Origin of the sequence: Arthrobacter cheniae (assembly GCF_003602275.1) — a bacterium.
In the GTDB taxonomy this organism is placed as follows: Bacteria; Actinomycetota; Actinomycetes; order Actinomycetales; family Micrococcaceae; genus Arthrobacter_D; species Arthrobacter_D cheniae.
In genome coordinates this window covers 75,630-88,857 of the sequence record NZ_QZVT01000003.1, presented here as the reverse complement: position 1 = coordinate 88,857, position 13,228 = coordinate 75,630, and the positions used below count along the sequence as shown (strand labels likewise).

Here is a 13,228-nt window from a genome sequence, read left to right as displayed (position 1 = left end):
ACGAACGGACACCCCGCGTGGTCTTACGACTCTCGACCCTTTTCCTGCGCACCCTGCGTGAAGACCCAGCCGACGCGGAAGTCGCGAGTCACCGCCTCCTGCTGCGGGCGGGCTACATCCGGCGTGCGGCTCCCGGCATCTACAGCTGGCTGCCGCTGGGACTGAAGGTCCTCGCCCGCGTCGAAGCCGTCGTGCGCGAAGAGATGGAAGCCATCGGCGCCCAGGAACTCCACTTCCCGGCGCTGCTGCCCAAGGAGCCCTACGAGGCGACCAACCGCTGGACCGAGTACGGCGACGGCATCTTCCGCCTGCAGGACCGCAAGGGGGCCGACTACCTTCTGGCGCCGACGCACGAGGAGATGTTTACGCTGCTCGTGAAGGACCTGTACACCTCGTACAAGGACCTTCCCGTGAGCCTGTTCCAGATCCAGACCAAGTACCGCGACGAGGCCCGGCCACGCGCCGGTCTGCTCCGCGGCCGGGAGTTCATCATGAAGGACTCCTACTCCTTCGACATCGACGACGAGGGACTCGAGGCGAGCTATCAGCTCCACCGCGGTGCGTACCTGCGCATTTTCGAGCGCCTCGGCCTCGAGGTCGTCCCCGTGACGGCGACGGCCGGGGCCATGGGCGGCTCCAAGAGCGAGGAGTTCCTCCACCCCACCCCCATCGGCGAGGACACCTTCGTCCGGTCCGAGGGCGGTTACACCGCGAACGTGGAGGCCGTCACCACGGTCGTGCCGGATGCCATCGACTTCACCGGCGCGCCCCCGGCCGAGGTGCGCGACACGCCTGACACCCCGACCATCGAGACGCTGGTGGCACATGCCAACGGCGCGGTGCCCCGCGAGGACCGTGGCTGGACGGCTGCGGACACCCTCAAGAACGTGGTGCTCGCCGCGGTACTGCCGACGGGAGAGCGCGAGATCGTCGTCGTCGGCGTTCCCGGCGACCGCTCGGTGGACCTCAAGCGCATCGAGGCGACCATCGCCGGGCACCTCGGGACGGGCGGAGAGGTGGCCGTTGAAGCGGCCAACGAGGAGGACCTGAAGAAGCATGCGGGCCTGGTCAAGGGCTACATCGGCCCGGGCCTCGCCCTGGACGCCGCGGTACTCGGCGCCGAGGCAGCCACCGGATTGCTGTACCTCGTGGACCCGCGGGTCGTCAGCGGAACGGCCTGGATCACGGGTGCCAACGAGCACGGCAAGCACGTCTTCGGCCTCGTGGCAGGTCGCGACTTCACCTGGGACGGCACCATCGAAGCCGTCGAGGTGCGCGAGGGCGACGAGGCTCCCGACGGTTCCGGTCCGCTCGTCGCTGCGCGCGGCATCGAGATGGGGCACATCTTCCAGCTCGGCCGGAAGTACGCCGAGGCGCTCGGGCTGAAGGTGCTCGACCGGAACGGCAAGCTCGCCACGGTGACCATGGGGTCCTACGGCGTCGGCGTGACGAGGGCGATCGCCGCCCTCGCGGAGTCCAACCATGACGACCGCGGCATCATCTGGCCCCGCAGCGTGGCCCCGGCAGACGTCCACATCGTCGCGACGGGCAAGGGCACCGAGGTCTTCGAGGCGGCCGAGAAGCTTGCCGCCGAACTCGAGTCGGTGGGCCTGACCGTGCTGTACGACGACCGTCCCAAGGTCTCGCCGGGCGTCAAGTTCGGCGATGCCGAGCTCATCGGCGTGCCCACCATCGTCGTCGTCGGCCGTGGTCTCGCCGACGGCGTCCTCGAGGTCAAGGACCGCCGCAGCGGCGAGGCACAGAACGTCGCCGTCGGCGAGGCCGTCGCCCTGCTGCGCGACATCACGGCGCACTAGCCGCGGTGGGCTCCGGACTCGAGGAACTGCACCTCGCGACGATCCTGCTCGTGCTCGTCGCCGGCTTCGCTGCGGGCTGGGTGGACGCCGTCGTCGGCGGGGGTGGCCTGCTGCAGTTGCCGGTCCTCCTGCTGGTACCGGGCATCACGCCCGTGGAGGCGCTGGCCACCAACAAGCTGGGTTCCATCTTCGGAACGACGACGAGCGCCATCACCTACTACCGGCGCGCGCATCCGGATCTGCGCACAGCCCTGCCGATGGCGGGGATCGCCCTCGTCGGCAGTTTCGGCGGGGCCATCCTCGCCGCATTGCTGCCGTCGTCGGTCTTCAAGCCGATCATCGTCGTCGCGCTCGTCGCCGTGGCTCTCTTCACCGCGCTGAAACCCTCCGTGGGAACGCTGACAAAGCTCCGACACCAGGGCGCCCGGCACTACGGCACGGCGGGCGCGATCGGCCTCGTCATCGGGTTCTACGACGGCCTGATCGGGCCGGGTACCGGTTCTTTCCTGATCATCGCGATGGTGACCCTGCTGGGCTACAACTTCCTCGGCGCCAGCGCGAAGGCGAAGATCGTCAACATGGCGACCAACTTCGGTGCCCTGATGTTCTTCCTGCCGAACGGGTCCATCCTGTGGGGCCTCGGCCTGCTGCTCGGCGTCGCGAACATGGCCGGAGGCTATACGGGCTCGCGCATGGCCATCAGCCAGGGCAGCAGGTTCATCCGCATCGTGTTCCTCGCCGTCGTCGGCGCGCTGATCATCAAGCTCGGTTCCGACGTCTGGATCGAGAACATCCGGCCGCTCGTCGGCGCTCCGTCCTGACGCGGCCCCTCGGTCAGGGGGCCGGCAGGTCACCGACGGCGGGCAGGGCGTCCAGCGTCCGCCCCGCCACCGAGCTGGCTACCCATAGGGATCGCTGCGCCTCCCCGATCCGGCCGTGACCGAGATGGGCCAGGGCGCTGCGGACCTCCCGCACCACGGTCCAGCCGGAGGCCAGCTCGTCGTCGAGACCGGCCGCGGCGGCGAGGGCTGAGCAGTGCGCGCGGAGGTGGCCCGCCGGATCTGCCGCGTCGAGTTCACCCAACCGGTTCCAGAGCATCGGGGCCACGGCGTACTCGGCATCGCCGAGCACCGGCTTCGGATCGATCGCCGTGAAGTCGCGCAGCTGCCCCGGGACGGACGGCAGGAGATTCTCGTAGTGCAGGTCGGAGTGCACGAGGACGTCGCGCTCCGACCGCCTGCCGACGATGCCGCGGGACTGGCAGACCTCGAGTGCGGCTTCCATGAGCCAGCGGGGGAAGGGTTCGCCGAGTTCGTCCCAGCGGGCCGGCAGGGTGTCGGTCCACTGCTCGGCCTCCGATGCCAGGTGCGGGAAAGCGGCCCAGAGCGGGCTGTCGCCGGAGGGGATCGAGAGCTGCCGTACCACCGACGCCCACAGCTGGGGCGTCTCGTCGAGCGGGACGTCCCGCAGGGAATGGTCGCCGTCGAGCCGTGCGAGGAGCAGCGCGAAGTCGGGACGCGACGCCGCCAACAGGGGAACCGCACCCCTTCCGTCCCAGAGTTCCAGGGCATCGGGCTCCGGAAGCGCCTCGTCGTGCGGGATCGTGAGCTTCAGGACGGCTCTCGCCGGTTGTGCGCCGTTGCGCCGGATGACGGGCACCACGACCGCGCACAAGCCGGCCCAGGGGAGCTGCCCCGGTTCCAGGTCGAGGTCGAGGTCCCACGCGGTCAGCCGGTCGGCCAGCAGGCCGCCCCACTCCCGCGTCCAGCGGGCACCACCGGCGATGGTCCGCGCACTCTGCACCAGGCGGTGGGGGAGCTCGGGGAGGTCCAGCGCGGGGTCGCTTCCCGGGCGGATCGACCTGGGATCGGGTCGGTCCTCAGCCATCACCCTGCTCCGTCTCCCGGGGCTGGGGCGCATCCTCCGACGGGGAGTTTCCCGGTGACGTACTCGTGGTTCCTCCGGCGGTCCCGTCGAGCCCCGGGAAGGCGGCCAGCGGTGTTCCCGCCTCGAGGCTGCGCTGCGCTGCGGCGTTGTAGGCGGTGATCGCCCAGGCGCGGACATCGGGACCGGTGGTGGCCACCAGTCCGGCGTAGAGCTCGGCGTGGTCCTCCTCGAGTTCCCTCAGGGTGCTGACCGGGTCGGCACGGAACTCCGGGCCGAGGGCGAAACCAGCCGGAGCCGGATCAACCGGCATGCACAGCTCGGCGAGGCGTCGGGCTGCGGCATCGGCGGCGGCACGGTGAATTGCCGAACGGGCGAGGCCCTTGGCCGGTTCGGGGAGCACCGCGGCGGCGACGTCGTATCCGTAGCGCGCCTGGTCCTCGGCCGTCTTCGCGGTGAGTAGCGCCTGCCGGTCGGCATCCGGACCGATGGGAGTGCCCGAGCAGTCGGCGGCAGGAGTCTCCGACGCGGCGCGGTCCGCCGGTTCCTCGTCCGGTTCCTCGTCCACGCCGGCTTCTGCGGGCGACAGGGACGACGTCGGAGGCGTCGGTGTCTCCGCAGCAGGTTCCACCGGGGAGCCGGTTGGTGCAGCCGACGGATCGGAAAGGCCCGCGAAGAGTCCCGTCCCGGCTGCAAGATCGGTCGCGGACAGCGCGTCAGCCGGCAGAAGCCCCGATTCGACCTCCAGGGCCTGGGCGAGCAGCGCGGTGTGCCGCCACTGGTTCGCACCGGCTGCGGCGAGCACCCGCCTCGGTCCGGCTTCGGCTCCCATGGCATCGCGGAGGCTCAGGAGCGCGCTGCTATGCAGTCCGGTCAGCACCCGCGCCTCGTCGGAAGGTGCCACGGCAGCCGCCTCCGACGCGGGCGGCGGAGTTGCCACGGTCGGACCCTGTGTTGCCGACCTGGGGGAGCGTGGCAGTGCGACGGCGTCAGCGTGCGCATCGAGGTCCTCCGCGATCTGCGTCAGGTGGCTCGCGGACGCCGGGCCGGCGGCAGCCACCGTGCGCGCCTCATCCGCCAGTGCGCGGTACCGGCGCTCGGCGTCGAGCTGTGCACGCTGGGACGCGGAGAAGACGGGTTCCTCCGGCTCCGGCGACCGGAGATTCAGCCCGATGCCCACCACGAGGAGCACCACGATGAAGAGGCCGACCAGGCGGAGGAACGCGCGGCCTGCACGCGCAGCAACAGAGGCCGGACGCGCTCCGCGCCCCTGGGTCCTGCCTGCCTGCCCCCCTGTCATCACAGTTTCCGATGATGCCACGGAGGTCCTGGTTTTCCCCGGCCATACACCGGGTGCTGCCGAATGTCGGTACTCTTGGTGGACAACATCATCGAGTGGGAGGCAGCCATGGCGGTCCGGTCCGGGAACGAAAACCACGCCTCGACCCGCAAGTCGGCCGTGGAGGCGGAGCTGCAGGCCGCGGCACAGCGCCTGCGGACCAGACTCCTGCCCGTCGTCGAACAGCACAACCTGTATCTCGAGGATGTGGACATCAAGATCGCCGGCTCCCACCGCACCGTGCACGTCGTCGTCGATCTGCCCGAGGACGCCTCGGGAAGCGTCGGACTCGATGTGATCTCCGCGATCTCGACGGATCTGTCCGAGGCGATGGACAGCGATCCCGACGACGACGACCGTCCCTACAGCCTCGAGATCTCCTCTCCCGGCGTCTCGCGCCCCCTCACCGAACCGCGGCACTGGCGCCGCAACATCGGGCGCATGGTCGAGGTGAAGCCGGTGACGGGGGACGTCGTCGTCGGTCGCCTGCAGGAAGTCACAGCAACCGGCATCCGGCTCATTCCACAGCTGCCGGTCAAGAAAGGCATGAAGCCCAAGCAGGGCGACCCGCTCGCCCTCGAATTTTCCAGGATCCGCAAGGGGACCGTACAGGTCGAATTCGCGCATCTTGAGGATGAACACACCGAAGACATCGATGGGGCCGATCCGGACAACTCCGGCGCCGTGCACCACGCGTAAGGAGACCCACATGGACATTGATATGAGCGCGCTCAGGCTCCTCGAGCGCGAACGCGAGATCCCGCTGGACAAGCTGATCCCCACGATCGAGCAGGCACTGCTCGTCGCCTACCACCGATCGCCCGGAGCGCACGAAACCGCCCGTGCCGAGCTCGACCGCCGCAACGGCCACGTCACTATCTGGGCCACGGAGAAGGACGACGACGGCGGGACTGTCGGCGAGTTCGATGACACCCCCGGCGGTTTCGGGCGGATCGCCGCGAGCACGGCCCGGCAGATCATCCTGCAGCGGCTGCGCGACGCCGAGGACGAGAACATCCTCGGGGAGTTCCGCGGCAAGGAGGGCGAGCTCGTCGCCGGCATGATCCAGCAGGGCAACAATCCGCACATGATCCAGGTCCACCTCGGGTCCGTGGAAGCCGTCCTACCGCCGCCCGAGCAGGTGCCCGGGGAGAAGTACGTGCACGGCACCCGGCTGCGAGCCTTCGTCGTCGACGTGCACCGCGGCATGAAGGGACCCTCCATCACTCTTTCCCGTTCGCACCCGGGCCTGGTGCGGAAGCTCTTCGAGCTGGAGGTGCCGGAGATCGCCGACAAGACCGTCGAGATCGTCGCCCTCGCGCGTGAAGCGGGCCACCGCACCAAGATCGCGGTGAAGGCCAATGTCCCGGGTGTCAACGCCAAGGGAGCCTGCATCGGTGAGATGGGGAGCCGGGTCCGCGCCGTCATGAACGAGCTCAACGACGAGAAGATCGACATCGTCGACTACAACGACGACGCCGCGGCCTTCATCGCCAGCTCGCTCTCGCCCTCGCGCGTCACCTCCGTGACGATCACGGACGAGGCCACCAGGTCCGCACGCGTCGTCGTACCGGACTACCAGCTCTCGCTGGCCATCGGCAAGGAGGGCCAGAACGCGCGCCTCGCCGCGAAGCTGACCGGGTGGCGGATCGACATCGTGTCCGACGCCGCCAAACCCGCCCAGTCCGCCCCGGCTGCCCCGGCTGACCCGGCTGCCAAGGACTGACCGGCTCCGGTCAGCCGGTCGAGCCGGAAGGGGTAGAATGGAAGGGACTGCTGTCGAGCCGCGCCCGGAAGACTCTGCTTACCGAGAAGAGTCCGGACGCCACCCGGCGGAACGCCATCCGATACGCACCTGCGTAGGATGCCGCCGGCGGGACCGCCAGTCACACGTGATGCGGGTTGTTGCACGACCGATCGACGGACAGATTGTCGCCGTCATCGATGAGCGGCGCCGGCTATCCGGACGGGGTGCATGGCTGCACCCCGACCCGGCATGCATGGAAACGGCCATCAAGCGAAGAGCCTTCAGCAGGGCTTTCCGCGGGTCGGTGGACACTGCGCGGTTGGCAGCGGACTTCCAGGCACACCTGGAGCGTCGAGATAAGCGCTCCGATTCACCACCGTCCTCCCCGAAAGCGGGTCAGAACCCTCATGGAAACCCGATGAGAACCCAGCGATGAGTGCGCAACGATGACCAATCCGTTGCGCTCAGCATTCGATCTGCCAGCCGCCCTAGCGACTGGGATCAGAAGTAGGAAATAGACGGTTCGTGCCTGACTCGGTGCGGACCGAGACAGGAGAAATGTGGCCAAGGTCCGCGTACACGAGCTCGCAAAAGAGCTCGGTATAACCTCGAAAGACGCAGTTGCGAAACTGCAGGAACTGGGCGAATTCGTTCGTTCAGCCTCATCCACCATCGAAGCCCCCGTCGTGAAGAAACTTCGCGGCGCATTCCCCGGTGCCGGCGCTACCAAGCCCGCCGCCGATCCCGCACCATCCCGCCCCTCGGCGCCGGCGCCGTCGGGTCCGAAGCCAGGTGTTGCCCAGGCAGCTCCCGAGGCACCCGCTCCCGAGGCACCCGCCCCGGCCGCACCTGCAGCGGCCTCCACTCCCGCACCGGCAGCGCCCGCCACTCCCGTGGCTCCGGCGGCACCGGCTGCACCGCAGGCATCACCGTTCTCCAACGGCTCTGCACCTGTGGAAAACCCCGCCCCGGCTGCCCCGAGCGCCTCAGCGCCGGCACAGCAGGGCACGCAGGACGGGGCAGCGCGTCCAGCGCCCCGCCCTGCAACTCCGCCCGCAGCTCCGCCGGCAGGTACGACGCGCCCCTCGGGTGCTCGTCCCGGTGGCGCTCCCCGGCCAGGTAACAACCCTTTCGCACCGTCGCAGGGGATGGGTTCCCGTCGCGGGGACTCGGACCGTGGTGCCGATCGCACCTCGGACCGTCCGCCGCGTCCGGGCAACAATCCGTTCGCACCATCGCAGGGCATGCCCCGGCCCGGGCGTCGTGACGATGCACAGCAGCGTCCCGCCGCCGCAGGTCCGGGTGGACCCCGCCCGGCTGCAGGTGCCGGGGGACCCCGTCCGGCTGCAGGTGCCGGCGGGCCCCGTCCGGGTGCACCGCGTCCCGGTGCTCCCCGTCCCGGTGGAGCTCCTGGATCACGGCCCACTCCGGGCATGATGCCCAACCGCACCGAGCGTCCCGCTGCCCCTGGCCGCGGAGCACCCGGCGCAGGAGCAGGCGCCGGCGCCGGTGCGCGCCGCGGACCCGGTGGAGCCCCGAACAGCCCCAGCGGAGCTCCCGCAGGCGGCGGCTTCGGGAAGGGCACCCGCGGACGTGGCGGCACGGCCGGCGCTTTCGGCAAGGGTGGAGCCGGGCGCGGCAAGCAGCGCAAGTCGAAGCGTGCAAAGCGTCAGGAACTCGAGCAGATGTCGGCTCCTTCGCTGGGCGGCGTGAGCGTACCCCGCGGAGACGGCAACACCATCGTCACCATGCGCCGAGGCTCGTCCATCACGGACTTCGCCGACAAGATTGAGGCGAACCCGGCAGCACTCGTAACGGTGCTCTTCCACCTCGGCGAGATGGCCACGGCCACCCAGTCGCTGGACGAGGACACGTTCGAGGTGCTGGGCACCGAGCTGGGCTACAAGATCCAGGTGGTATCGCCCGAGGACGAGGAGCGCGAGCTCCTCAGCAGCTTCGACATCGACTTCGATGCCGAGCTGGAAGCCGAGGGTGACGAGGACCTCGAGGCCCGTCCGCCGGTCGTCACGGTCATGGGCCACGTCGACCACGGTAAGACGCGTCTGCTCGACGCCGTCCGCAACACCAAGGTCGTCGAGGGCGAGCACGGTGGCATCACCCAGCACATCGGTGCCTACCAGATCCAGCACGTGCACGAGGACACCACGCGCGCCATCACCTTCATCGACACTCCCGGTCACGAGGCGTTCACCGCCATGCGTGCCCGTGGTGCGAAGGTCACGGACATCGCGGTGCTCGTCGTCGCAGCCGACGACGGCGTCATGCCGCAGACCGTCGAGGCGCTCAACCACGCCCAGGCGGCCAACGTGCCGATCGTCGTCGCAGTCAACAAGATGGACAAGGAAGGCGCGAACCCGGACAAGGTCAAGGGCCAGCTGACTGAGTACGGCCTGGTACCCGAGGAATACGGTGGCGACACCATGTTCGTCCACGTATCCGCGCTTCAGGGCATGGGTATCGACGAGCTGCTCGAGGCCGTCCTGCTGACCGCAGACGCTGCCCTCGACATGCGGGCCAACCCGAACAAGGACGCCCGCGGTATCGCGATCGAGGCAAACCTCGACCGTGGTCGCGGCGCTGTCGCAACGGTCCTGGTTCAGTCGGGAACACTGAAAGTGGGCGACACGATCGTGGCCGGTACGGCCCATGGACGCGTCCGTGCCATGTTCGACGAGAACGGCGATGTCATCACCGAGGCGGGACCATCGCGTCCGGTACAGGTGCTGGGTCTGTCCAATGTCCCTCGGGCAGGCGACACGTTCTTCGTGACGGACGACGAGCGCACCGGACGCCAGATCGCTGGGAAGCGTGAAGCAGCCGACCGCAACGCCGCTTTGGCGAAGCGCCGCAAGCGCATCAGCCTCGAGGACTTCGACCAGGCCGTCGCCGACGGCAAGGTCGACACCCTCAACCTCATCCTCAAGGGTGACGTGTCGGGTGCCGTCGAGGCGCTGGAGGACTCGCTGCTCAAGATCGATGTCGGCGAAGGCGTGCAGCTGCGCGTCATCCACCGCGGTGTCGGTGCCATCACGCAGAACGACGTCAACCTGGCGACGGTCGACAATGCCATCATCATCGGGTTCAACGTGAAGCCGGCCGAACGTGTGGCCGACCTCGCGGAGCGCGAGGGCGTGGACATGCGCTTCTACTCGGTCATCTATGGAGCCATCGATGACATCGAGCTCGCACTCAAGGGCATGCTCAAGCCCGAGTACGAGGAAGTGCAGCTCGGTACCGCAGAGGTCCGCGAGGTGTTCCGTTCCTCGAAGTTCGGCAACATCGCCGGTTCGATCGTTCGTTCGGGCGTCATCCGACGCAACACGAGGGCCCGCGTCCTGCGCGACGGCAAGGTCATCGGGGACAACCTCTCCGTGGACTCGCTCAAGCGCTTCAAGGACGACGCCACCGAGGTCCGCACCGACTTCGAGTGTGGCATCGGCCTGGGCTCGTTCAACGATGTCAAGGAAGGCGACACCATCGAGACCTTCGAGATGCGGGAGAAGCCCCGCGTCTGATCTCGGGTCAGCACAGGCGCCCCGGTTATCCGGGGCGCCTGTGCCCGTCGCACCGCCGGAATCCGCAGGTCGTATTCCCCCATCACACCCGTTTCAGTAGGAGTATCAGCAATGGCAGATCCGGCCCGCGCCGCGCGGCTCGCACAGCGCATCAAAGTCATCGTCGCCGAGGCGCTGCGGCGTCGTGTGAAGGACCCCCGGCTGGAAGCCGTGACCATCACGGACTCCCGCGTCACCAACGACCTCCAGCATGCAACGCTCTACTACACGGTGCTCGGCGATCCCGAGGAGCAGCAGGCCACGCGGATGGCGCTCGAATCCGCCCGTGGAGTGCTGCGCTCGGAGGTCGGCAAGAACATCACCGCACGTCTGACCCCGACGTTGGAGTTCGTTCCCGACGAGGTGCCGGTCAACGCCAGCCACCTCGAGGAGCTGCTGCAGAAGGCACGCGAGCGCGACGCCGAAGTGGCGGCCATCGCACAGGGCGCAGACTTCGCAGGGGATGCGGACCCGTACCGCACCTCTGACGACGACGAAGCAGCTCGCTAGCCTCCACCGTCCCCGCGACGGTCAAGGACAGCGCGTCACGAAAGGCAGCCGACATCCGTCGGCTGCCTTTCGCGTACCTGCGCCAGGTGCCCCGAGTCGGTCCCCGACGTCATTCACACAGCCGCATGATCCGCCGTGCGCCAGCCCGGCATCAGTCGTGCAATGGCGGGGCCGGCAGCCGGGAGAGACCCTCGACGAGTTCTTCCGTCCGGCCGCAGAGAGCTATCCGGACCCACCCCTCGCCCATCGACCCGAACGCCGTTCCGGGAGCGAGCGCGACACCCCGTTCTGCAAGGAATGTCCTGGTCCAGGTGCGGACGTCACCACCGGTCGCATGGGACAGATTCGCCCAGAGGTAGAAGGCGCCGCGGGCGTCGAGGTAGTCGATGCCGAGCCCGTCGAGCACTGCGGTCGCTGCATCCCGGTTCGACCGGTAGTGGTCCAGAGCGGTGGATACATAATCCTGCGGGCCGGTCAGGGCAGCGAGGCCGGCGTACTGCGACGTGGCCGATACGCAGGACACCGTCGCCTCCATGACATTGTTCAGCACGGTCTCCATGCCGGGAGGGGTCACGAGAGCGCCGATGCGAAGACCCGTGAGGCCGTAGGTCTTCGAGAGGGTCAGGGACGTGATGACACGGGCCTCGACGGCTTCAGGTACGGCTTCGGGCCCACCGGCGTCGAACCGGGCGGGGCTCACATGCGGCACGTCATAGGTGAAGGCCTCGTAGCATTCGTCCGAGATGATCCAGAGATCGTTCTGGTGGGCGAAGCGGACCAGTTCACGCGTGAGGTCGTGGTCGAACACGGACCCGAGGGGGTTCGACGGAGAGTTGAGCATGAGCACTCGCGTCCGCGGAGTGACGAGTTGCTGGAGATCGTCGACTCGCGGCTGGAAGCCGTGGTGCGGCACGAGAGGGTACGGCACGGACACGCCACCCAGCAGGCCGACGGTCATGGTGAACGTGGGATACCCGGGGTCCGGGATCAACACCTCGTCACCGGCGGAGATGAGTGTGCTGAGCGCCAGATGGAGTCCCTGTTGCGCTCCAGCCACGACGAAGACCCGCGAGGGGTCGTCATCGACGCCCGAGAGGTGCGCAAACCTGGCGGCGAAGGCCGCCCGCACGGGCCCGATGCCCGCGTTGGGCGTGTAGTTCGTGTCATCGCGGTCCAGGGCAGAGATACCCGCTTCGAGCACATGGCGCGCGACGGGGAAGGCGGGTTCGCCGATGCTGAGGACGATCGAATCGGGAGCGGCCCAGGCGGCTTGGGTGATCTCACGGATCTGGTTGACCGGGACGGACACCACACGGGCTGGAGCAGAGGGCATACGCAGGATGCTATCGCGACCGGAGGCGCGCCGTGGCAGGGCTCAGGGGAAGGCCGCGCCCGTGCCTGGTGACGGGCGCGACGCGAGGGAGGCCCCGTCCCGCCCATATACTGGGGGCGTGAATGCCGGGCAGGTCCACTCAGGGCTGATCATTGTGGACAAGCCTCAGGGCTGGACGAGCCACGACGTCGTCGCCCGCATGCGGAAGTTGGCCGGAACCCGGAAGGTCGGGCACGCCGGCACCCTCGACCCGATGGCCACCGGCGTCCTCGTCGTCGGTATCAATCGAGCAACACGGCTCCTCACCTTCATCGTCGGCACGTCGAAGACCTACACCGCAACCATCCGGCTGGGACAGTCCACCATCACGGACGACGCCGAGGGAGAGATCACCGGCGGCAGCATCGCCGCAGCCGTGACCGAGGTCGACATCCGGACGGCGATAGCGGCCCTGACGGGCGAGATCCAGCAGGTACCGAGCAGCGTCAGCGCCATCAAGGTGAAGGGCGAGAGGTCCTACGCCAGGGTGCGCTCCGGTGAGGACGTCGACCTTCCGGCGCGTCCCGTCACCATCCACCGCTTCGAGATCCACGCGATCCGCCGCGTGAGCAACGGCCGCCTACAGGACATCGACGTCACGGTCGAGTGCAGCTCGGGGACCTACATTCGAGCCCTCGCACGCGATCTAGGGTCCGCCCTCGGCGTCGGCGGGCACCTGACCGCCCTGCGGCGGACACAGGTAGGTCCGTACTCGATCGACCAGGCCCGCACGCTGGAGCAGCTGGCGGAGCATCTCGACGTCCTGTCGCTGGACGACGCCGGACGGGCGCTCTTTCCCGTGAGGGAGCTGTCCGATGCCGAAGCCGCCGATGTGTCGCACGGGCGCAGGATCGACCCCAGCGACCAGCCGGACGCGCACGTGGCTGCCTTCTCGCCGGATGGAACCCTTGTTGCGCTGCTCGAGAACAGGGGTGGGTCCGCGCGGACAGCCCTGGTGTTCGCACCCGGTGGGAAGGAGTGACC

General features: G+C 68.6%; 11 protein-coding genes. 8 read left to right on the top strand and 3 right to left on the bottom strand.

What is annotated here, in order from left to right:
- Nucleotides 1-17 precede the first annotated feature (17 nt).
- Entirely contained in the window at nucleotides 18-1,817 is a 1,800-nt protein-coding gene (locus tag D6T63_RS06105; protein WP_120148132.1) for a proline--tRNA ligase, read from the top strand.
- Nucleotides 1,818-1,822: 5 nt separating this feature from the next.
- On the top strand, nucleotides 1,823-2,638 hold the full coding sequence (locus D6T63_RS06100) for a sulfite exporter TauE/SafE family protein (RefSeq protein WP_120148131.1): 816 nt from the start codon (nucleotides 1,823-1,825) through the stop codon (nucleotides 2,636-2,638).
- A 13-nt stretch (nucleotides 2,639-2,651) separates the two neighbouring features.
- On the opposite strand, the gene D6T63_RS06095 is transcribed toward D6T63_RS06100, so the two are convergent.
- Both D6T63_RS06095 and D6T63_RS06090 read right to left on the bottom strand, forming a co-directional pair.
- Nucleotides 2,652-3,704, bottom strand: coding sequence for an aminoglycoside phosphotransferase family protein (locus tag D6T63_RS06095; RefSeq protein ID WP_182976895.1), 1,053 nt, complete (start codon nucleotides 3,702-3,704; stop codon nucleotides 2,652-2,654).
- A complete protein-coding gene (locus tag D6T63_RS06090; RefSeq protein ID WP_120148130.1) occupies nucleotides 3,697-5,001 on the bottom strand; it encodes a DUF4439 domain-containing protein in 1,305 nt (434 codons plus the stop codon). Before D6T63_RS06090 ends, D6T63_RS06095 begins: the two co-directional genes overlap by 8 nt.
- 108 nt (nucleotides 5,002-5,109) lie before the next feature.
- Between D6T63_RS06090 and D6T63_RS06085 the strand changes: the two genes are divergently transcribed.
- The 5 genes from D6T63_RS06085 (at nucleotide 5,110) to rbfA (ending at nucleotide 10,872) form a co-directional block, all read left to right on the top strand.
- Nucleotides 5,110-5,739 carry a ribosome maturation factor RimP gene (locus D6T63_RS06085; protein WP_120148445.1) on the top strand — a complete coding sequence of 210 codons (630 nt, stop codon included), beginning with the start codon at nucleotides 5,110-5,112 and terminating at the stop codon, nucleotides 5,737-5,739.
- 10 nt (nucleotides 5,740-5,749) lie between these two features.
- A complete protein-coding gene (nusA, locus tag D6T63_RS06080; protein WP_120148129.1) occupies nucleotides 5,750-6,766 on the top strand; it encodes a transcription termination factor NusA in 1,017 nt (338 codons plus the stop codon).
- Nucleotides 6,767-6,803: 37 nt separating this feature from the next.
- A complete protein-coding gene (locus D6T63_RS06075; protein WP_120148128.1) occupies nucleotides 6,804-7,223 on the top strand; it encodes a YlxR family protein in 420 nt (139 codons plus the stop codon).
- 124 nt (nucleotides 7,224-7,347) lie between these two features.
- On the top strand, nucleotides 7,348-10,323 hold the full coding sequence (gene infB / locus D6T63_RS06070) for a translation initiation factor IF-2 (protein ID WP_120148127.1): 2,976 nt from the start codon (nucleotides 7,348-7,350) through the stop codon (nucleotides 10,321-10,323).
- Nucleotides 10,324-10,434: 111 nt separating this feature from the next.
- Nucleotides 10,435-10,872 (top strand): 30S ribosome-binding factor RbfA, encoded by a 438-nt coding sequence (rbfA, locus tag D6T63_RS06065; protein ID WP_120148126.1) that lies wholly within the window; start codon nucleotides 10,435-10,437, stop codon nucleotides 10,870-10,872.
- 151 nt (nucleotides 10,873-11,023) lie between these two features.
- On the opposite strand, the gene D6T63_RS06060 is transcribed toward rbfA, so the two are convergent.
- Nucleotides 11,024-12,205, bottom strand: a complete 1,182-nt coding sequence (locus tag D6T63_RS06060; RefSeq protein WP_120148125.1) for a pyridoxal phosphate-dependent aminotransferase — start codon at nucleotides 12,203-12,205, stop codon at nucleotides 11,024-11,026.
- A gap of 118 nt (nucleotides 12,206-12,323) precedes the next feature.
- Here D6T63_RS06060 and truB point away from each other — a divergent pair, with 118 nt between their 5' ends.
- A complete protein-coding gene (gene truB / locus D6T63_RS06055) occupies nucleotides 12,324-13,226 on the top strand; it encodes a tRNA pseudouridine(55) synthase TruB (RefSeq protein ID WP_268878007.1) in 903 nt (300 codons plus the stop codon).
- Nucleotides 13,227-13,228: the final 2 nt, after the last annotated feature.

What these genes read in the sequence shown, in the direction of transcription:
- D6T63_RS06075 (WP_120148128.1), top strand. Translation starts at nt 6,804, where the DNA reads ATGGAAGGGACTGCTGTCGAGCCGCGCCCGGAAGACTCTGCTTACCGA.
- nusA (WP_120148129.1), top strand. Translation starts at nt 5,750, where the DNA reads ATGGACATTGATATGAGCGCGCTCAGGCTCCTCGAGCGCGAACGCGAG.
- D6T63_RS06060 (WP_120148125.1), bottom strand. Translation starts at nt 12,205, where the DNA reads ATGCCCTCTGCTCCAGCCCGTGTGGTGTCCGTCCCGGTCAACCAGATC.
- rbfA (WP_120148126.1), top strand. Translation starts at nt 10,435, where the DNA reads ATGGCAGATCCGGCCCGCGCCGCGCGGCTCGCACAGCGCATCAAAGTC.
- D6T63_RS06090 (WP_120148130.1), bottom strand. Translation starts at nt 5,001, where the DNA reads ATGACAGGGGGGCAGGCAGGCAGGACCCAGGGGCGCGGAGCGCGTCCG.
- D6T63_RS06085 (WP_120148445.1), top strand. Translation starts at nt 5,110, where the DNA reads ATGGCGGTCCGGTCCGGGAACGAAAACCACGCCTCGACCCGCAAGTCG.
- D6T63_RS06095 (WP_182976895.1), bottom strand. Translation starts at nt 3,704, where the DNA reads ATGGCTGAGGACCGACCCGATCCCAGGTCGATCCGCCCGGGAAGCGAC.